We start from the raw sequence: 19,875 nt of genomic DNA on the forward strand, positions 1-19,875 counted from the left end.
GCACACCGCTTTCGCGAGCAAGCCCGCTCCCACAGGGTCAGTGGTGGATCAGCGTTGCGCGGTTTTGCTGACCGCGGCGCTGTTGTCGTGGATCAGTTGCGCGATCATTGCGTCGGCTTCGGCCAGTTGACGGTCGTAGACGTTGGTGCTGAAAGACGCTTTTTGCGGCGATTGTTGAGCCAGTACCGGGCCGCTCTGGTCATGCAGATTGACCTCGACAGTGGTCGACAGACCGACGCGCAGCGGGTGCTTGGCCAACTCTTCGGCGTTGATGTGAATGCGCACCGGCACACGCTGGACGATCTTGATCCAGTTACCGGTGGCGTTCTGCGCAGGCAACAGGGCGAACGCGCTACCGGTACCGGCGCCGAGGCTGTCGACGGTGCCGCTGTATTTCACGTCACTGCCATAGATGTCGGATTCGATATCCACGGGCTGACCGATGCGCATGCCGCTCAGTTGGGTTTCCTTGAAGTTGGCGTCGATCCACAGTTGATCCAGTGGAATCACCGCCATCAGTGCGGTGCCCGGTTGCACGCGTTGGCCGAGTTGCACGGTGCGCTTGGCAACGTAACCGGTGACCGGCGCGATCAACGTGCTGCGGGCGTTGGTCAGGTAGGCCTGACGCAGTTGCGCGGCAGCGGCCATCACGTCCGGGTGCGACGACACCACGGTGTCATCGACCAGCGCGCTGGTGGTTTTGAGTTGCTGTTTGGCATTGGCCAGGGCGTTTTGCGCCGAGGTCAGATCGTCGCGGGCGTGGGACAGTTCTTCTTTGGAAATCGCCCCGCCAGCGGCGAGATTTTTCCGGCGGTTGTAGTTGTCCTGAGCCTTTTGCACTTCGGCCTGTTGCGCGTTGACCTGGGCTTTCATGCCATCGACGTTGCTGTACAAGCCGCGCACCTGACGCACGGTGCGGGCCAGATTGGCCTGAGCACTTTGCAGGCCGACTTCGGCGTCGTTCGGGTCGAAGTTGATCAGCACCTGGCCTTCGTGGACCAGGTCGCCATCATCGGCGCCAATGCTGACCACGGTGCCGGTGACCAGCGGCGTGATTTCAACGACGTTGCCGTTGACGTAGGCGTCGTCGGTGCTTTCGTTAAAGCGCCCGATGAATTCGTGATACGCCCAGACGCCGCCACAGGCGACAAGGACGATAACAGCCAGCACCAGCAGCATGACTTTGCGCTTGCGTGGATTGCCGGTGTCCGGGGTGTTGTCTTGAGCTTCGGTGTTTTGGGCAGTGGCCATGACAAATACCTTGAATTAGTTGTACGGCGTGGCTGGGGTGGCGTTGGCTGCGGTCAGGTTTTCACTCTGGAAGCCGCCGCCCAGCGCTTGCATCAGTTGAATCGACAGATCGATCTGCTCGGCATTGAGGTTGGCCAACTGACGCTGGGCCTGGAGCAATTGCTGCTCGATGCTGAGCACGTCCAGGTAGTTGCCGATGCCGGAACCGTAACGCTGGACCACGGTGTTGTAAGAATCCCGGGCAATGTCGGTGGCGTGTTGCTGCGCACCGATCTGCCGGCCGATGTCACGCAACTGGTTGATCGTGTCGCTGACATCGCCCAGTGCTTTGACCAGGCTTTTGTTGTACTGCGCCACCGCCAGGTCGTAATCGGCGTCACGCGCATCGAGGTTGGCGCGCAGTCGCCCGCCATCGAAGATCGGCACCGAGACAGTCGGCGCAATGCTGAAGAAGCGACTGGCCGAACCGAACATCGCGTCACCCAACAGGGATTCGGCACCGGCCGAGGCCGTCAGGTTGAGGTTGGGATAGAACCGGGTTTTCGCCGAGTCGATGTCCTTGCTCGCCGCTTCTACACGCCAGCGCGCAGCGACCAGATCCGGGCGACGACCGAGCAGTTCCGCCGGCAGCACCGAAGGCACAGCCACGGCGCTCGCTTGCAGGATGTTCGGGCGGGCGATTTCATTGCCGCGATCCGGGCCTTTGCCGAGCAAAACCGCCAACGTGATTTTCGCGCTGTTCAGGCGTTTTTCCGCATCGATCAGGCTGGCTTCGGAACTGGCTTCCAGGCTTTGGGTTTGCTGGAACTGGTATTGGCTATCGATCCCGGAACTCAGGCGACGCTGGCTCAGGTCAAGCATTTGTTGGGTGCGCTTGAGGTCTTCGCTGGCCAGGTCATAGACGATGTGTGCCTGACCGAGATCGCTGTAGGCCCGGGCCACGTCGGCGGCGAGGGTCAACTGCGCAGCCTGACGGTCGACTTCGGCGGCGCGGGCCTGACCGAGTGCGGCTTCCCAGGCGTCACGCTGACCGCCCCACAGGTCGAAGTTGTAATTGAAGCCGGCGCTGACGTTGCGCACCGTCGAATAAGCCCCACCCTGCCCCAGCGGATCCTGATCCTTGGCCAGGCGCGAACGGCTGATGCCGGCGCTGGCGTCCAGCGTCGGATAGCGCGCGGCATCGGCGGCATACGCGGCGGCGCTGGCCTGATGGGCACGGGCTTCGGCGATCTGCATGTCCGGGCTGTCGTGCAGCGCTTCGCGGATCAGGCCATCGAGTTGCGGATCGCCAAGGCTGGTCCACCAGTCGCTTTTCGGCCAGGCGGCCGGCGACAGGGTCACGCCGCTGAGGGACTGGCTGGCATTGAGGCTTTTCGCATCAAGGCGTTTGCCCTGAGTGTCGAGGCCGCTGTAGTTGGCGCAGCCGGCGAGGATCATCGCCGACAGCACCAGCGTCAGGCTGCTGCGTAGGGTTTTACCGCTCATTGTGTTCACCTAACCGCTGGAGGGTGATCGGGTCACCGGCTGCCAGCAGAATTTTCTTGAGGATGTATTCCAGGGTTTTCAACTCGTCCGGAGTGACGGCGCCTGCCAGTTCATTCATCGCATCGGCGCCGATGTGCGGCAGGCGATCGGCCAATTGCTGGCCTTGCTCGGTGAGTTTGAGTTGCACCTGACGGCGATCACCTTCGCTGCGTTGGCGGGCCAGGAAGCCTTTCTGCTCCAGACGATCGAGCATGCGCGTCATCGAACCGCTGTCCAGCGACAGATGCCGGCAGAGCTCGGCCGGGGTGTCGACGCCAAATTGGGCCATGATGATCAACACCTTGAACTGCGCGGCGGTAATGCCGTGGGGTTCCATGTGGGTGTCGATGATCCGGTCTTTGAGCAGCGCAGCACGGCCAAGCAACAGGCCGAGGTGGCAGTGTTTGAATTCGTCCGGGGTGAAATGCTTCATGTGCTCACCTAATAACTGCCTAGGCAGTGAATGTATGTCGAGATGTTACTGCCTAGGCAGCGAATGTCAACGTAATAGTTAGGTTGCTTTGTAATTAGTTGACCAGTGGACTGGGGTTTTGCGCGCCTTCGCGAGCAAAGTCGCGCCCAAAGAGGATTTCGCGTCGAACGCAGATCCAGTGTGGGAGCGGGCTTGCCCGCGAAGGCAGCGACTCGTTTTGAGAAATGAAAGCGATCCAGAAATCCGGCTTATAGGGAGGCCGATCAGGACTCGTCGGAAGGATGGGCAGGCGCTGGCGGTTGCACCGGATGCACCTCGCGCCCCCGCAAGGCCGTCAGCGCATAGCCACAAGCACGCTTGGTCACCGCGTAAATGCTGTGCCAGCCCGGTGGCGCCGGCTCGATGGCGGCATGCAATGCCCGCGCATAATCGAGCACCAGCCCGGGGGTCCAGGCCATCACCTCGGCACGCTTGCGCACTTGAGCCGCCACCCAGAACTCGGGGCTGATGATGACTCGGACAAAATCGAGCATGCTTGAATGCCCCCGATTCATCGCCCCTTCAAGGGCCGCTTCGAGACTGTGGGCAACGGCACTGGAGCAATTACGGCTGGTGAGGTTATAAGTGCCGTTCTGCCGATATTGCGCCCAGAACGCATTCAGCCGTCGGGCATCATAGTGGGCAAAACTGACCTGAACCGAAGATGGGCACCAGTCAGCCACCTCGCTCGCATAGTCCGGCAGAAACCTGCCGGCGACATCATTGTTCGGCGTCGCCCGAAGCAAGCGCACGAAATCCCCCGCTGAACGATCAATGTCGTCCTGCGGGTAATGGCTGATGTAGATATCCGGGCCACATTCCAATGCCGCGTGGCCGGCGGAGATCACGCCGTTGATGTCGACCGCTGCGATATAGCGGTTGAGCAGCCGGTTGCGCACCAGGGTGTCATCAACGGTGCCGCTGGGTGTCCAGACGTGGATCACCAGCGCGGCGCTGCATGCCGGCGCACTGACCGAAGCAGGGCTGACCGGCGACTGCCAGTTTTTAAAGCGCAACGCCTGCCGCAAGAGCGCGCAGCCCGAGAGAAAAACGCTCATGCCGATGCAGAACGGTACCGTGCCCTTATAGAGCGTCGGATACGGTTCAAGGATGAACAGGCCAAAGCCGATTTCGAACAACCCCGTCAGCAGGGACACTTGCCAACCGACAAAACGCACCACCAACGCCGCTGCCAGCCGAAAGCCCCCGTCGAGCAAAAACGCCACACCAAACAGCACCGCCAGAATCAGGCCAGCGGCGTGTTGTCTGTCGACGATCAGCAACCCCAACACCAGAAACGCCAGACCTCGCGCCTTGCGCAAAGCGGCTGCGGTCCCGGTTCGAGGTGCCGGCACAAACAGAATGATCAGGGCTTCGAGCAACAACAGATAGCCGAAGAGATGCAACGGGAAATACAGAACGCCGTCCAGCGCATCAATGAAGATGGCCACACCGGCCGCCCCCCAGACAATGCCCGTCAGCGCCAGCGCAGACCAACGCTTGCGGACAAAATCGCTACCGAGCAAGACCCTACTCAAGCGAACCATATGCACCCCTGTTATCTTCGGGCAGCCTTATACCGCAAAGCGTTCGAGTTGCGGTGAGTCTAATTCATTCTGGAAAAGCCGGATCGCAGTGTCGCGACCCGGCTATGGGCAACGCGAGCTAGAAATCGCGCTTGTAGAAGATATCCAGCGAACTGGCGACACCGCTGGCGGCTTCGACATAAACCTTCTTGCTCAACTTGTAGCGCAAGGCAATGGTGCTGGCCGGTTCAAACACGCCAACGCCGTAGCGCAAACTGAGCTTCTCGGAGATGTTGCCGCTGGCCACCACACTGGTGGTGGTGCCGCTGCCCTGGGTGTCGAGCTGGAAGTCCTGAATCCCCAGGTCTTTGGCCAGACTGCTGGTCACCCCGGAACTGCCCATCAAGCCAAGGCCCAACGCCGCTTGCGCGAGCATGTTGTTGTCCTCACCGCTGGTGCTCAGCGGACGCCCCAGGACCAGATAGGACAGCGCCTGCTCCTGGCTCATCGCCGGTTCCGAGAAGATCTGCGTGGTCGGTTGCTCAGCACTGCCGCTCAGGCGAATACCGGCGATCACGTCGTCAGTCTGGCGAATCGCTTCGATGTCCAGATACGGCTGATCGATGGGACCTGCAAACAACAGACGCGCACGCCGCACCGTCAACCGCTGCCCATAGGCGCGGTATCTGCCATCGTTGAGCCACAACTCGCCACGCGTGTCCATGTTGTCGCCGATGTGCACACGCCCTTTCAGGTTGGCCGTGAGGCCGAACCCGGCGAAGCTGAGTCTGTCGTCACCGACCACCACGTCAATGTCCATTTTCATGGCCTTCGGCGGTTTGCCCTCTTCGGTCTGCGCGCCGACGATGATCGTGTCATCAGAGACTTTTACCGTCGATGGCGGCAATTCACGCACGGTGATTTCGCCTTTGGGCACCAGCACCTTGCCGGCAATCTTCAGCTCGTCGCCCGCCATGGAAATCTTCAGGTCCGGCGCCACTTCGAGCTTGGCGTACGGTTCGACGTTAACGGGTAACTGCGTACCCTTGAGCGCCAGATCGACCATGAGTGCCTGGCCCCAGGCAACGTTGCCATTGAGACTGCCCTGCCCGGTCTTGCCGCTTTCCCAGCCGCCGTCCAGGCGTATCGATTCCCCGGCGATGACCGCTTGCAGTTGCAGATCCTTGAGTTCCATCGGCAATTCGGCACCGGACACTTCGCCCTCACTGAGCTTTACCGTGCCGTTGACCAGCGGCGCCAGCAGCCCACCGGATATCGTGCCGCTGCCGTTGAGGTGGCCGGTGAGTTTCTCGACCATGGGTACAAACGGCCGCGCCACCGACAGATCCAGCCCGGTGAGACGGAAGGTACCGCTCAGGGGTTTGTTCTTCGGCAAGGGATTGAGCTGCGCCTGCACACCCAATTCACCAAGTTTGCCGCCGACGAAGTTGAGGTCGGTGTCGATGCGCTTCGGTGTGAGTTTGCTGGTGAGCTTGAGGGTCTGGTAAGGGAAATCCAGCCACTGATCCTTTTCACGCACGCGCAAGGTGCCGCCGCTGGCATCGACGCTGATCACACCGTTCGGGCCGCTGGCCGGCAGGTCCAGTTTTAGATCGGCGTTGAGCTTGCCCTGCCACGCGAAGTCCTTGGGCAACCACTGCGCCAGGCTTTCAATCGGGAACTGCTTGAGGTGGTAGCGCAGCTTCGGATCGGGCATCAGCCGTTGATCCTCACCGCACAGGCTGGCGCTGCCGGACACCCAGCAATGCGCGCCAAAATTGATTTTGCCGTCGGCCAATCGTTCCAGCCTGGCTGGGGTTTGCAGCTTCCAATCCTGGCCACCGGCCTGAATGTCACCGCTGGCCAGGCGTCCACGCCAGTTGCCCTTGTCCAGATTGCCCTCCAGGCCCAAGGCCAGTTTCAGCTTCGGTCCGAGCAGGTCGAGGCTGAGTTTCTGGTTCTTGATGTCGCCCTGAGCGCTGGCGGTCAACACGCCCAGATTGGTATCGCCGGCCTGAATGCCGCTGCCATTCAGATCGATTTTCGCCCGCTGTGCACTGTCGAGCGTGGCGTCGAGGTTGAGGCTTTGCAGGCGATTGTCCTGGAAGGCCAGTTGCGAACCTTGCAGGCCGAGTTTGCCTTGCGGCGCTTTCAAGGTGCCGGCGACGTTGACCTGACCGTTGACCTGCCCGCGCAGTTGCGGCCAGAGCTGGGCCAAGCGCGTCAGCTTGATGTCGATCTGCCCGGTGAGTTTCTCTTGCAGGCTGCCCTTACCGTTGATGCTGTTGTCGCCGAGACGGATGTGCAGGGCATTGAGGGTCCACTGTTCGCCAGCACCGTCAGCCTTGGCTTGCAGCACGGCCGGTTGGCCACGCAGTTTGCCTTTGAGATCGAGGTCGGCGGTCAGGCTCAGGCGTTCGTTCTTCAATTCACCTTTGCTGTTCAGCGGCCCTGCCAAGGTGCCCGGCAGTTCCGCGACCCAGTACGCCGGGTTCAACGCCGACAGGTCTAGCGCGGTGTCCCAGGCAATGCCATCGGCGAACTGCACGTTGACATGACCTTCGGCCTTGCCCTGCCCCGCTTCCATTTTGAATTGCGGGAGGGCGATCTGTTTGAGGCTGCCGCTGAACGGACTGCTCAGGCTGAACGCCCCCGCCGGGCCATCCAGCGCGGCGGCGAAATTACCGATGTATTGACCGTCGGTGTAGGAGACTTCGCCATTGAAGGTGCGCAAAGCGACTTCTGGCTCGTCGATCACCGGATAAAGCCGATGCCACGGAAAGTCCTGCCAATTGATGTTGGCCTGAGCGGTGATGCCTTTGCTCCAGTCAACACTGCCGGTCAGCTTGAGGCTTTGCTTGTCATTGGCGCTCAGGTCAAGGCCGGCGATTTGCGCGCCGCTGGCGTCGACCTTGCCTTTGAGTAACAGTGCCACCGGGCCTTGTTCGGCAGGCAGCGTCGCGTGACCGAGCAACTGGTAACCGTCTTTCAGGTTGCCTTCACCGGTCAGCAGCAGTTGATTGAGTTGCAGGGTGTCTGGCAGGTCGGCGCTCGGTTTGAACGCCTCGCTGGTGATGCGCACTGTGGCCGGCAGATTATCTGCCAGCGGTTGCAGCTCACCACTCAACTGGCCATCGAGGTAGCCACGGCTGTCGGCGTGCAGGTTGAGGGTCTTGAGCAAATCGCCGTCGACTTTCAACGCCAGTGTCCAGGGATCGCTACTCGGCGAAGGTAAAGTCAGATCACCGGCGATGTTCAGCGGCCAGTCGGCGGTCGGCTGCAACAGGCCCGACAGGTTCAGGCTGAGGTCGTCGCGCTGCAATTTCACGCTGTCGATCTGCAGGCCCTTGGCCGTCCAGTGCGCTGCCAGTTTCAGGCCTTTGAGTTGCTCGCTGCCGTTGAACAGCAAACTGCCAACCTCGACGTCGCCCAACTCGATAGCCACCGGCAATTGCAGATCCGGCAGTTTGATCGGGCCGCTTTCGGTGGTCTCTTCGCTCGGCGGGAATTGAAGGATGACCTGATCAGCCTTGAGCTGTTCGATGCACAACGTCATGCGGGTCAGGCACAGCGGTGACCAGGCGAAGATCGGTTTGTCCAGCTCGACACGACTGCTGTCCTGCTGCCACACCAGATGGTCGGCGCTCCATTGTCCGCCGAGGCGACCCTGGAAATTTTCCACGCTCAAGCCCGGCACCCGACTCAGCGCCCAACGGCTGCCAGCCTGCGTACCCAACACCGCAGCGATGCTCAAAACAATCAACATCACCAGCGCCAACAGGGCCAGCGCCGTTATTTTCAAACCACGCTTCACAGCTCAGGCCCCATGGAAAAGTGCAGCCGGAAGCCGCCATCGTCGTCCAGCGCGTGGGCCAGGTCGAGGCGGATCGGCCCCACCGGTGAAACCCAGCGCACACCGATGCCAACCCCGGTCTTGAGGTTCGGCAGTTCGAGTTTGTTGAAAGAGTTGCCCTGATCGACGAACGTCGCGACGCGCCATTTTTCGGCGACCGAATATTGATACTCCACGCTGCCGGCGACCATGTAGCGGCCACCGATGCGGTCACCCTTGGAGTTTTCCGGCGACAGGCTCTGGTAGTCGTAACCGCGCACACTTTGATCACCACCGGCAAAGAAACGCAGCGACGGCGGCACCGAGTTATAGCCATTGGTGGCGCTGCCGCCGACCTGCACGCGACCAAGGAAGCGATGCTTGTCGAACACCGTGGTCAAGCCTTTGACCAACGCGGTGCCATACAGAAGATTGTTGTCGGAGCCGACGCCCTCCTTCGCCACTTTGCTTTCAAAGGCCAGGCGATAACCGTTGTGCGGGTCGATGCGGTTGTCGCTTTTGAGGTACGAATAGCTGATGCCAGGCATCAGCAGGGTACTCAGGCCGGAGTCATCACCGAGTTCGTATTCTTCGCGCTGCCATTTCAGCGAGATCACCCGTTGCCAGCCGCTGGGCAACTTGCTGTGCCATTCCGGGCCGAAGGTCAACAGCTTGCTCGACGTGTCGGAGCCATCAATGTCTTCAAACTGATAACCGCCGGCCCAACGCAGTTTGTCGGTCAGCGGCGGGTCGAGTGGAATGTCATAGAACAGCCCGACGTTTTGCCGCGGCGCCGAGAGTTCGGCTTCCCAGCCATAGCTGTCGCCCTGCGGATTGACCCAGTGGCGCGTCCAGTTGGCCTTGATTCGCGGCCCGACGTCGGTGGAGTAACCGAGGCCCAGGCCCATGGTGCGCGGCTTGCGGGTGTCGAGTTTGACGTCCACCGGGATCACGTCGTTTTTCGCAGCAGTCGGGGCGGCATCGACGCGCACGCCTTCGAAATAGCCACTTGATTGCAGATTGCGGTTCAATTCGGCGATCAACTCGGAATCGTACGGTTCACCTTCCTTGAACGGCACCATGCGTTGCAGCAGGTCTTCGTCGAACGGCGTGTCGCCCTCGAAACTGACGGTGCCCAGCGCATAACGCGGGCCGCTTTCGTAGATCAATTCGACGTCGGCAATCCCGGCGCGGGGATCCACCAAGAGTCTTTGACGGGTGAAGTGGCCGCTGAAAAAACCGAAGCGCGAGGCCTGATTCTGGATCAGCCGTTTGGCGTCTTCGTAACGGCCATGATTGAGTACCGCACCGGGCTTGAGCACGTCGCTTTTCGGCACACGAAAGGATTTGAGAGCGGCTGCGGGGCCGTCGACGCGAATGGTGACATTGCGCAGGCGAATCGGCTCACCGGGATCGATGTTCAGCACCAGGCGCGGTTTGGCCCCGCCCTTGACCTTACTTTCAATCTGCGGCTGGTAATAACCCAATGCCTGAGCGGCCTTGCGCGCCTGCTCTTCGGCGCCGCGACTGAAGCGCTGCAAGGCTTCTTCCTCACGGTCGCCCAAGCCGCCGATATACCCTTCTATATTGGCTTTGAGTTCATCGTTGGACGGTTTGATCCGCACATCCAATTCACTTTGCGCCAGCGCCGCGCAGCTGGTTAACAGCACGAGCACGCCACTGGTAAATCTTCCTGGAAACTTCATAGGCGCGGATGCTATCACGGGCTTGGGAGCGTGATAGAACAGGAAATTTCCCAAGAAGTTCGATTGTTATGCTGTTGCAGTTTGTAACAGCTGCGGATTGGCGTGGAAAAAAACATGTTCGCGCACCGGACCGACGGCAACTTCGCCAATTTCCTGATAACCCTGACGTTTATAGAAGTCCAGGTATCGCGGATTGCCGGTGTCGAGCACCACGCCTTGGGAGGTTTCGTCCACCGCGCACCAGTTGTGCACAGCCGTCAGCAATTGTTCGCCGAAGTGTTTGCCCTGGAACTGCGGATGAACCCCCAGCAGCGGCAGCATGTGCACCGAATCGCCGGGCACGCACGCGGACACGGCATCGTGATATTCCAGATAGCGCCGAGTGCAACGCAAACCGGTGCTGAGCACCATGCGCAGGCGCCACGCCCAACTGTCGGTGATGCCCAAGCGACGTTGCGGCGGCGCGATCAGGGCGATGCCGATCAAGCGGTCGTTGACCAACAGGCCAATGGCCGGCAGATCCTGCAGGAAGTGTTGCTTGACCAGTTCCCTCACCGTCGCGCGCACCCGCTGCTCATAGCCGGGACGCTCGGCTTCGAACAGGTAGCCGAAGGTCGGCTCGTGGCGATAGGCCTGATACAGCAGTGATCGGGCTTCGCGCGAATAACCGCGGTCGAGCATGTGGATGTCGGCGATGGCGGTCTGGGTTTCAGGCATGACGGTGATTCTCCCCGGGGCGCAGCTCAAATGGCTGCGCTCTTGTTGGTACGAACCTTTTGGTGTTGGCGCAGTTCCCCTCAGGTATAGACCAACTCGGGATCTTCATCGACTGGGCGGGCCTCTTCGCGAGCACGCCCAGGCAACACACATCCCACAGACCAGAATGATTTCTCCCACCCCACACTGGCCCCCATCCCACATGTCAGCTAGCATCGCCCTTTTGCCAGGACTGCCGACCATGAAGATTGTTTCCTTCAACATCAACGGACTGCGCGCCCGTCCGCATCAGCTGGCAGCGCTGATCGAAAAACATCAGCCGGACGTGATCGGCCTGCAGGAAACCAAAGTCCACGACGACCAGTTTCCATTGGAAGACGTGCGCGCCCTGGGCTACCACGTCTCTTACCATGGCCAGAAAGGCCATTACGGCGTCGCCCTGCTCTCGCGCCAGGAACCGATTGCCATCCATAAAGGTTTCGCCACCGATGAAGAAGACGCTCAGCGCCGTTTCATCTGGGGCACCTTCGCCGACGCCAACGGCGTGCCGGTGACGATCATGAACGGCTACTTCCCTCAGGGTGAAAGCCGCGACCATCCCACCAAATTCCCGGCCAAGCAGCGTTTTTACAGCGATCTGCAAGCACTGCTGGAAAGCCAGTTCCACAACGAACAGCCGCTGGTGGTGATGGGCGATGTGAACATTTCCCCAGAAGATTGCGACATCGGCATCGGCCCGGACAACATGAAGCGCTGGCTGAAAACCGGCAAATGCAGCTTCCTGCCGGAAGAACGCGAATGGATGGCACGCCTGAAAAACTGGGGCCTGACCGACAGCTATCGCCACCTGAACCCGGACGTGACCGACATGTTCAGCTGGTTCGACTACCGCAGCCGTGGTTTTGAAGACGAACCCAAGCGTGGCCTGCGCATTGACGTGATCCTGGCCTCCAACGGCCTGCTGCCACGGGTGAAAGCGGCGGGCGTGGACTATGAATTGCGCGGCATGGAAAAACCGTCGGATCATGCGCCGATCTGGCTTGAATTGAGCTGATCCCGGACATCACACATTCCCCTGTGTGCGGGCATGCTCGCGAATTCGGTGTATCCGTTGACGACAATCCAGCTGATACGCCGCCATCCGCGAGCACGCCCGCACCCAGGCTGAGGCGCTGTAATCTTTTGGTCATGCGACTGACTTAATCTCCCCGGCAATCCCCTTGGCTTGATTCGGTGCCGGCATGATCCTGCGTGTTCTGTTCGTTTTTCTATTGAGTGCAGGGCTGACGGTCTCTGCCGCTGCCCTGCCGATACCCGAAAACGGCCCGGCGTTGCGCATTCAAGGCTCCAACACCATCGGCGCTGAACTCGGCCCGGCGCTGGTCGAAGGTCTCTTGCAGGAACAAGGCCTGCTGAAAATCCACCGCGAGCCCCCGGATACCGCCAACGAACAACGCATCGTCGGCCTGACCGCCCAAGGTAAACGCGTCGTGGTGGAAGTCGCCGCCCACGGTTCCAGTACCGGTTTCGCCGCGTTGAAGAACGCCAGCGCCGATCTGGCGGCCTCCTCCCGCGAGATCAAGGACAGCGAGTTGCTCAGCCTGCAATCGCTGGGCGACCTGAAAAATCCCGCTGCCGAGCAAGTCATTGCCATCGATGGTGTGGCGATCATCCTTCACCCCGACAACCCGCTGCAGCAACTGGACACCGAACAACTGGCGCGCATCTTCAGTGGCGAGGTGAAAACCTGGAAAGACCTCGGCGGTCGTGACGGCCCGATTCATTTATATGCGCGGGATGATCAGTCCGGCACGTACGACACGTTTAAGGAACTGGTCCTCAGCCCTCGTGGGAAAAATCTGAGCATTGAGGCGAAAAGGTTCGAATCCAGCGAGCAGTTATCCGACGCCGTGAGCAGTGACCCGCAAGGCATTGGCTTCATTGGCCTGCCTTATGTGCGTCAGGCAAAAGCCGTGGCAATCGCTGATGGCGCTTCGCAATCGATGCTGGCGCTTAACAATCTGATTGCCACCGAAGACTATCCGCTGTCCCGACGGCTGTTCTTCTATCTGCCGCCAGACAGCAAAAACCTGTGGGCGAGAGCGTTGGTGGCATTTGCGCAAAGCCCTCAGGGCCAGACGATTGTCGCCGCCAACGGCTTTATCAGTCAGACCGTGCGGGCGATGAGCGTCACTCCCAACTCGCTGATGCCCGAGGGCTATCAATCCCTGAGCCGCCACGCCCAACGTCTGACCGTGAACTTCCGTTTTGAAGAAGGTAGCGCCAGCCTGGATAACAAGGCGCGGCAAGATCTGGCACGGGTGCTCGACTATATAAAGGGTCACGACAAGACCGATCGCGCGGTAACACTGGTGGGGTTTGGTGATGCCAAGGATGACCCGGCGCGCGCGGATCTGCTGTCCAAATTGCGGGCGATGGCGGTGCGGCGCGAATTGGTCAAGAACGGCGTGGTATTGCGTGAGGTTCGTGGCTTTGGGGCGCTGATGCCGGTGGCGACCAACAGTGCCGATGAAGGCCGGATCAAGAATCGGCGAGTGGAGGTTTGGGTGTATTGAGTGCTCATTGGCACCTGCATTGACGTCTTCGCGAGCAAGCTCGCGAAGAACGATAACGCGGCGCGGGATCAGCGCTCGCTGCGCAGCATTTCCTTCGGCACATATTTGCCGATCTCGAACTTGCCGATCGCCGCACGGTGCACTTCGTCCGGGCCATCGGCCAGCCGCAGGGTGCGTTGCATGGCATACATGTAGGCCAGCGGGAAATCGTTCGACACCCCGGCCCCGCCGTGGATCTGAATCGCTCGGTCAATCACGCGCAATGCCACGTTCGGCGCGACGACTTTGATCTGCGCGATCTCGCTCTTGGCGACTTTGTTACCCACGGTGTCCATCATGTACGCCGCTTTCAACGTCAGCAAACGGGCCATGTCGATTTCCATTCGCGAGTCGGCGATTTTGTCGATGTTACCGCCCAGGCGTGCCAGCGGTTTGCCAAATGCCGTGCGGTTCACCGAGCGTTTGCACATCAACTCCAGCGCCCGTTCAGCCATGCCGATCGACCGCATGCAGTGGTGAATCCGGCCGGGGCCAAGTCGGCCCTGAGCAATTTCGAAGCCGCGTCCCTCACCGAGCAGGACGTTTTCGTACGGCACGCGCACGTTGTCGAACAACACTTCGGCGTGACCGTGCGGTGCATCGTCGTAGCCAAACACCGGCAGCGGACGGACGATTTTCACTCCGGGGGTATCGACCGGCACGAGGATCATCGAGTGCTGGGCGTGGCGCGGCGCATCAGGGTTGCTCAGGCCCATGAAGATCAGGATTTTGCAACGCGGGTCGCAGGCGCCGGAGGTCCACCATTTCTTGCCGTTGATCACCCACTCGTCACCATCACGCACAGCGCGGGCGGCCATGTTGGTGGCGTCGGACGAGGCAACGTCCGGCTCGGTCATGGCGAACGCCGAGCGGATCTCGCCGCGCAGCAGCGGTTCGAGCCAGCGCTGTTTCTGTTCTTCGTTGGCGTAGCGCACCAGCACTTCCATGTTGCCGGTGTCCGGCGCCGAGCAGTTGAACGGCTCTGGCCCCAGCAAGGAGCGGCCCATGATTTCCGCCAGCGGTGCGTATTCGAGGTTGGTCAGGCCGGCGCCGAGTTCCGACTCGGGCAGAAACAGGTTCCACAGTCCTTCAGACTTGGCCTTGGCTTTGAGCTCTTCCATGATCGCGGTCGGCTGCCAGCGGTCGCCTTCGGCAACCTGGCGTTCAAACACGGCTTCGGCCGGGTAAACGTAAGTGTCCATGAACGCGGTCACGCGCTCACGCAGTTCTTGCACCTTGGGCGAATAAGCGAAATCCATGGGCAGTACCTTCTTTTTCGAGAGGTTGTTCAGGTCATGCAATCGATGCTAGAACAGCGTTGATAATTTACCTAGCCTATTCTCGGCGTGTATAAACATTCATCACCGATATATGATCCAGTGATCGTCAGCCCCTAAAACACCTGCCCTTAAAAACAAGAGAAGCCGCGTTATGAATCTGAGCAAGGTCGACCTCAACCTTTTCATCGTCTTTGACGCGATCTACACCGAAGCCAACCTGACCCGCGCCGGGCAGATTGTCGGCATCACTCAGCCAGCGGTGTCCAACGCATTGGCGCGGTTGCGCGAGACCTTCAACGACCCGCTCTTCGTGCGTACGGCCCAGGGCATGGTGCCGACGCCGATGGCGCAGAACATCATCGGCCCGGTGCGCAACGCGCTGTCGCTGTTGCGAGTGTCGGTTCAGGAAAGCCGTATTTTCAACCCGGCGCAAGCGGCCAAGACCTATCGCATCAGCATGACCGACCTCACTGAAGCGGTGATTCTGCCGCCGCTGTTCCAGCGTTTGCGCCGACTGGCCCCGACAGTGATCATCGAAAGTTTTCTGTCCAAACGCCGGGAAACCACCAAGGAACTGGCGGCCGGGCGACTGGATTTTGCCGTCGATGCGCCACTCAACACCGACCCGCAGGTGCGCCACGTCAAGCTGATGGAAGACCGCTACGTCTGCGCGATGCGCAAGGGGCACCCGATGGCTGGCAAGGAAAAACTCAGCCTCGATGACTATCTGTCGCTGACGCATATCCACATTTCCAGCCGTCGCAGCGGCTTGGGTTATGTCGATCTGGCCCTGGGCAAAATGGGCATTCAGCGCAAGATCGCCCTGCGCTCCCAGCACTACCTGATGGCATCCCAAGTGATGCAGCAGACCGACATGGTCATGACCGTGCCGGAGCGTTTTGCCCGTCGGCATGAACTGCATGCGTTTAATTTGCCGGTCAACGATGTGCCGCCGGTGGAGACTCACCTGTATTGGCATGAAAGCACCGATCAGGACCCGGCCAACCGCTGGATGCGCGAACAGATGATCGAGTTGTGCCAGCAGGTGACGGCGCATGAGAAAAAACTGGATAAGGTGTAAGGCATTGCGTCGCTTGACGTAAACGTAAAGCAGCCATTAGCTTAGCGCCAAGCCCCTATTTCCGAGCGCTTTCATGAGCAGCCAGACCTACAGCATTTCCGACCTCGCCCGTGAACTGGACATCACCACACGGGCGATCCGCTTTTATGAAGAGCAAGGCCTGCTCAGCCCCGAGCGCCGAGGCCAGGAACGCATCTATTCGCCACGCGACAAAGTCAGCCTGAAGCTGATCCTGCGCGGCAAGCGCATCGGTTTCTCGCTGGCCGAATGTCGCGAATTGATCGAGCTCTACGACCCGTCCAGCGGTAACACCAAACAGCTCAACAGCATGTTGGCGAAAATCAGCGAACGCCGCGAACAGCTAGAGCAGCAGTTGCTCGACATCGAACAGATGAAGCTGGAACTCGATACCGCCGAAGAACGCTGCGTACAGGCACTGGAGCTGACACTCAAGAGCCAGCAGATAGCGCAGTAATTGAACACAACATCTCCCCGCTCCCACGAGGGGGTCATCTCGAATTCAAAAGAACAGGTCCGCCCAATGTCCCTCCCCTCCGAAGTACGCCTGATCGAAGTCGGCCCTCGCGATGGCCTGCAGAACGAAGCCCAGCCCATCAGCGTCGCTGACAAGGTGCAACTGGTCGATGCCCTGAGCGCCGCAGGTCTGGGCTATATAGAAGTCGGCAGTTTCGTCTCGCCCAAATGGGTCCCGCAGATGGCCGGTTCTGCCGAAGTCTTCGCGCAGATCCAGCGCAAACCCGGCGTGACCTACGGCGCACTGGCGCCGAACCTGCGCGGCTTCGAAGACGCTATCGCGGCCGGGGTCAAGGAAGTCGCGGTGTTCGCCGCCGCGTCCGAAGCGTTCTCGCAGCGCAACATCAATTGCTCGATCAGTGAAAGCCTGGCGCGGTTTGCCCCCATCATGGATGCGGCGAAACAACACGGCGTTACCGTGCGCGGTTACGTTTCCTGCGTGCTTGGCTGCCCTTATGAAGGCACGGTCGCGCCAGAGCAAGTGGCCATGGTTGCCCGGGAGTTGTACGCCATGGGCTGCTATGAAGTATCGCTGGGCGACACCATCGGCACTGGCACGGCTGGCGCGACCCGGCGTCTGTTCGACGTGGTGTCGGCACAAGTGCCACGGGACAAACTCGCCGGGCACTTCCACGACACTTACGGCCAGGCCATGGCCAACATCTACGCCAGTCTGCTCGAAGGCATTGCGGTGTTCGACAGCTCTATCGCCGGACTCGGCGGCTGCCCTTACGCCAAAGGCGCGAGCGGTAACGTGGCGACCGAAGACGTGGTGTACCTGCTCAACGGCCTGGGGATCAAAACCGGTATCGACCTGGACGCCTTGATTGACGCAGGCCAGCAGATCAGCGCGGTGCTCGGTCGCCCGAGCGGTTCGCGTGTGGCCAAGGCACGTAGCGCACAGTAATGAGGGACGGTGTTACCGCGGTGTCGCCAATGTGGGCTTAAACGAGTAACACGGAAACAAATTGTCTGGCTTTGACAGAACGAAAAAAACAAGAGAAACGCCAAGCTATTGATTTATATAGCTTTTTGAAAGTTGGCACGCGTTCTGCTATCTCTATGGCATAACAAGAATAAAAAGCAGCAAACCAATAAAAATAAGACGTACCGACTCTGACATAACAAGAACAACACGGCAGAGACGCAGCTAACAGATTTTTTTGGAGAAGGTGTGCTTTTCAGGGTGCTCTCAGGAGTGACCCGCAACCGGGCAGAGAACAATAAAACTACCTTCAGGTAGCTCCCGAATCGGTTGGATCGTTTAACGAGAAAGCAAATCAGCGCTCAAAAAAATACGTTTGCTCTTGACCCCGGATGGGGGTCGCCAAAAAAGCGGTAGAAGGCCACGGTTGCTAAAAACAACAACAGACCGAGCCTCAATAATAAAAAGAGCACGCGACGACAAAATTAAAGGGGAGCCTCGGCTCCCCTTTGTGCTTTCTGCCATTCTTGTTTCACAACCGACCTTTTGTGGGAGCAGGCGTGCTCGCGAAGGCGCAGGTTCCGTCGACACCTATGTTTCTGACACTGCGCTATCGCGTGCAATCCTGCCCCCACCGTTGAATGTTTTCAGGCCTGCTTTTCTCTCAACTCCTCGATACTGATCTCGCGCATCCTGAATTTCTGGACCTTGCCGGTCACCGTCATTGGAAACTCCTCCACGAACTTGAAGTGCCGCGGCGTCTTGAAGTGCGCGATGCGCTCCTTGCACCAGGTTTGCAGTTCCAGCTGCGAAGCGCTGTGACCGGGATGGAATTTGATCCAGGCGACGATCTCTTCCCCGTAACGCGAACAGGGAATGCCGATTACCTGCACGTCCGCCACTGCTGGATGGGTGAAGAAAAATTCTTCCAGCTCGCGCGGATAAACGTTTTCGCCACCCCGGATGATCATGTCCTTGTTACGCCCGGCGATGTTCACGTAACCCTCGTCATTCATGCTCGCCAGATCGCCAGTGTGCATCCAGCCCGCGTCATCGATGGCCTCGGCCGTGGCTTGCGGGTTGCCCCAGTAACCGAGCATTACGCTGTAACCGCGAGTGCAGAGTTCGCCGATGGTGCCTCGGGGTACGAGGTTGCCAGCCTCATCGATGATCTTGCTTTCCAGTTGCGGCTGGGTGCGGCCGACGGTGGTCACGCGCAGTTCCAGTTCGTCATCTGGACCGGTTTGCAGCGATACCGGGCTGGTTTCGGTCATGCCATAAGCGATTTGCACTTCGCTCATGTGCATTTCGTTGATCACCCGACGCATGATTTCAATCGGACACGTGGCGCCAGCCATGATCCCGGTGCGCAGGCTCGACAGGTCGAACCCGGCGCGCTGCGGTTGATCGAGCATGGCAATAAACATGGTTGGCACGCCGTACAGCCCGGTGGCTTTCTCTTCGGCGACGGTTTGCAGGGTCAATAGCGGATCAAAGGCGTCACTGGGGTAAATCATCGTACTGGCGTGGGTGATGCAGCCCAGGTTGCCCATGACCATGCCGAAACAGTGGTACAGCGGCACCGGAATCACCAGCCGATCAAGGGGCGTCAGGCCAATACTTTCGCCGACCATGTAACCGTTATTGAGGATGTTGTAGTGACTGAGGGTCGCGCCCTTGGGAAAACCGGTGGTGCCGGAGGTGTACTGGATGTTGATGGGTTGATCCAAGTGCAGGCTGTTGCTGCGGTCGCGTAATTGCTCCAGGGGGACACTGGCTGCCAGATCGGCCAGTTGCGACCACGGCAGAAAACCTGAAGGCGGCTGCGCATCGAGACTGATCACTCCGCGCAAATCCGGCAGGCGCTCGCTGCGCAACTGGCCGATGGATTGCTCGGCCAGTTCCGGCGCCAGCCCCCGCACCATGGCGTGGTAGTTGGAGGACTTGAACGACCCGGCGCAGACCAGCCATTGGCAGCCGGATTGCTTCAATACGTATTCAAGTTCGGAGCTGCGGTAGGCCGGGTTTATGTTGACCAGGATCACACCGATTTTTGCCGTGGCGATTTGCGTGATGCACCACTGCGCGCCATTCGGCGCCCAGATACCGAGGCGGTCACCCGTCTGCAATCCCAATGCGAGCAAGGCCCGGGCATGCAGATCCACGGCCTCCCCCAGTTGCCGCCAGGAATAGCGCGACTGCTCATGACGCACCACCAGCGCCTCGCCGTCCGGGTATTGCGCCACAGTCTGGTCGAACTGCTGACCGATGGTCATCGCCAGCAAAGCTTGCTCCTGGGAGCCGCGAGTGTAGCTGCGCTGCGGGTTTGCACTGGGTTGATCCATGATGACCCCTATTGTCTTTATTAGTGGGTTTACCGGAGTTCTATTTTTGATGGGAGCGGGCTTGCTC

At 59.9% G+C, this 19,875-nt stretch carries 14 protein-coding genes; 5 read left to right on the forward strand and 9 right to left on the reverse strand.

The window, feature by feature from the left end:
- Positions 1-48: 48 nt before the first annotated feature.
- From AACY18_RS23985 to AACY18_RS24015, 7 genes are all read right to left on the reverse strand, one after another.
- The gene (locus AACY18_RS23985) at positions 49-1,251 is read right to left on the reverse strand and encodes an HlyD family secretion protein (RefSeq protein WP_339466300.1); all 1,203 of its coding nucleotides are present in this window, start codon (positions 1,249-1,251) and stop codon (positions 49-51) included.
- 15 nt (positions 1,252-1,266) lie between these two features.
- The gene (locus tag AACY18_RS23990) at positions 1,267-2,736 is read right to left on the reverse strand and encodes an efflux transporter outer membrane subunit (protein ID WP_339466301.1); all 1,470 of its coding nucleotides are present in this window, start codon (positions 2,734-2,736) and stop codon (positions 1,267-1,269) included.
- Positions 2,726-3,208 carry a MarR family winged helix-turn-helix transcriptional regulator gene (locus AACY18_RS23995; RefSeq protein ID WP_339431998.1) on the reverse strand — a complete coding sequence of 161 codons (483 nt, stop codon included), beginning with the start codon at positions 3,206-3,208 and terminating at the stop codon, positions 2,726-2,728. Before AACY18_RS23995 ends, AACY18_RS23990 begins: the two co-directional genes overlap by 11 nt.
- A gap of 263 nt (positions 3,209-3,471) precedes the next feature.
- Positions 3,472-4,794 carry an HdeD family acid-resistance protein gene (locus AACY18_RS24000; RefSeq protein WP_339431997.1) on the reverse strand — a complete coding sequence of 441 codons (1,323 nt, stop codon included), beginning with the start codon at positions 4,792-4,794 and terminating at the stop codon, positions 3,472-3,474.
- Between the two features lie 118 nt (positions 4,795-4,912).
- Positions 4,913-8,587, reverse strand: coding sequence for a translocation/assembly module TamB domain-containing protein (locus tag AACY18_RS24005; protein ID WP_339466302.1), 3,675 nt, complete (start codon positions 8,585-8,587; stop codon positions 4,913-4,915).
- Complete coding sequence (locus tag AACY18_RS24010) at positions 8,584-10,311, reverse strand: autotransporter assembly complex protein TamA (protein WP_339466304.1); 1,728 nt, start codon at positions 10,309-10,311, stop codon at positions 8,584-8,586. The genes AACY18_RS24005 and AACY18_RS24010 overlap by 4 nt, the downstream gene beginning before the upstream one ends.
- A 66-nt stretch (positions 10,312-10,377) precedes the next feature.
- Positions 10,378-11,028: a GNAT family N-acetyltransferase gene (locus AACY18_RS24015; protein WP_221730419.1), complete on the reverse strand. Its 651-nt coding sequence runs from the start codon at positions 11,026-11,028 to the stop codon at positions 10,378-10,380.
- A 241-nt stretch (positions 11,029-11,269) separates the two neighbouring features.
- Here AACY18_RS24015 and xthA point away from each other — a divergent pair, with 241 nt between their 5' ends.
- Together xthA and AACY18_RS24025 are read left to right on the forward strand one after the other, a co-directional pair.
- Positions 11,270-12,082, forward strand: coding sequence for an exodeoxyribonuclease III (gene xthA, locus AACY18_RS24020; RefSeq protein WP_339431994.1), 813 nt, complete (start codon positions 11,270-11,272; stop codon positions 12,080-12,082).
- Between the two features lie 187 nt (positions 12,083-12,269).
- Positions 12,270-13,604: a phosphate ABC transporter substrate-binding/OmpA family protein gene (locus AACY18_RS24025; RefSeq protein ID WP_339431993.1), complete on the forward strand. Its 1,335-nt coding sequence runs from the start codon at positions 12,270-12,272 to the stop codon at positions 13,602-13,604.
- 68 nt (positions 13,605-13,672) lie between these two features.
- Here the strand turns inward: AACY18_RS24025 and AACY18_RS24030 are convergent, their stop codons facing one another.
- Positions 13,673-14,902, reverse strand: a complete 1,230-nt coding sequence (locus AACY18_RS24030) for an acyl-CoA dehydrogenase (RefSeq protein WP_221730422.1) — start codon at positions 14,900-14,902, stop codon at positions 13,673-13,675.
- Between the two features lie 172 nt (positions 14,903-15,074).
- Here AACY18_RS24030 and AACY18_RS24035 point away from each other — a divergent pair, with 172 nt between their 5' ends.
- From AACY18_RS24035 to AACY18_RS24045, 3 genes are all read left to right on the forward strand, one after another.
- Positions 15,075-16,004, forward strand: a complete 930-nt coding sequence (locus AACY18_RS24035) for a LysR family transcriptional regulator (protein ID WP_339431992.1) — start codon at positions 15,075-15,077, stop codon at positions 16,002-16,004.
- A gap of 73 nt (positions 16,005-16,077) precedes the next feature.
- Positions 16,078-16,479, forward strand: a complete 402-nt coding sequence (locus AACY18_RS24040) for a MerR family transcriptional regulator (protein WP_339431991.1) — start codon at positions 16,078-16,080, stop codon at positions 16,477-16,479.
- A 66-nt stretch (positions 16,480-16,545) separates the two neighbouring features.
- Complete coding sequence (locus tag AACY18_RS24045; protein ID WP_339466306.1) at positions 16,546-17,445, forward strand: hydroxymethylglutaryl-CoA lyase; 900 nt, start codon at positions 16,546-16,548, stop codon at positions 17,443-17,445.
- Between the two features lie 665 nt (positions 17,446-18,110).
- Here the strand turns inward: AACY18_RS24045 and AACY18_RS24050 are convergent.
- Complete coding sequence (locus AACY18_RS24050) at positions 18,111-19,808, reverse strand: AMP-binding protein (RefSeq protein ID WP_339466307.1); 1,698 nt, start codon at positions 19,806-19,808, stop codon at positions 18,111-18,113.
- Positions 19,809-19,875: the final 67 nt, after the last annotated feature.

The organism is Pseudomonas sp. EA_65y_Pfl2_P74, from assembly GCF_963970575.1.
Lineage (GTDB): Bacteria > Pseudomonadota > Gammaproteobacteria > Pseudomonadales > Pseudomonadaceae > Aquipseudomonas > Aquipseudomonas baetica_A.

Coding starts and splice junctions, on each gene's coding strand:
- AACY18_RS23985 (WP_339466300.1), bottom strand. CDS start 1,251: ATGGCCACTGCCCAAAACACCGAAGCTCAAGACAACACCCCGGACACC.
- AACY18_RS23990 (WP_339466301.1), bottom strand. CDS start 2,736: ATGAGCGGTAAAACCCTACGCAGCAGCCTGACGCTGGTGCTGTCGGCG.
- AACY18_RS23995 (WP_339431998.1), bottom strand. CDS start 3,208: ATGAAGCATTTCACCCCGGACGAATTCAAACACTGCCACCTCGGCCTG.
- AACY18_RS24000 (WP_339431997.1), bottom strand. CDS start 4,794: ATGGTTCGCTTGAGTAGGGTCTTGCTCGGTAGCGATTTTGTCCGCAAG.
- AACY18_RS24010 (WP_339466304.1), bottom strand. CDS start 10,311: ATGAAGTTTCCAGGAAGATTTACCAGTGGCGTGCTCGTGCTGTTAACC.
- AACY18_RS24015 (WP_221730419.1), bottom strand. CDS start 11,028: ATGCCTGAAACCCAGACCGCCATCGCCGACATCCACATGCTCGACCGC.
- xthA (WP_339431994.1), top strand. CDS start 11,270: ATGAAGATTGTTTCCTTCAACATCAACGGACTGCGCGCCCGTCCGCAT.
- AACY18_RS24025 (WP_339431993.1), top strand. CDS start 12,270: ATGATCCTGCGTGTTCTGTTCGTTTTTCTATTGAGTGCAGGGCTGACG.
- AACY18_RS24030 (WP_221730422.1), bottom strand. CDS start 14,902: ATGGATTTCGCTTATTCGCCCAAGGTGCAAGAACTGCGTGAGCGCGTG.
- AACY18_RS24035 (WP_339431992.1), top strand. CDS start 15,075: ATGAATCTGAGCAAGGTCGACCTCAACCTTTTCATCGTCTTTGACGCG.
- AACY18_RS24040 (WP_339431991.1), top strand. CDS start 16,078: ATGAGCAGCCAGACCTACAGCATTTCCGACCTCGCCCGTGAACTGGAC.
- AACY18_RS24045 (WP_339466306.1), top strand. CDS start 16,546: ATGTCCCTCCCCTCCGAAGTACGCCTGATCGAAGTCGGCCCTCGCGAT.
- AACY18_RS24050 (WP_339466307.1), bottom strand. CDS start 19,808: ATGGATCAACCCAGTGCAAACCCGCAGCGCAGCTACACTCGCGGCTCC.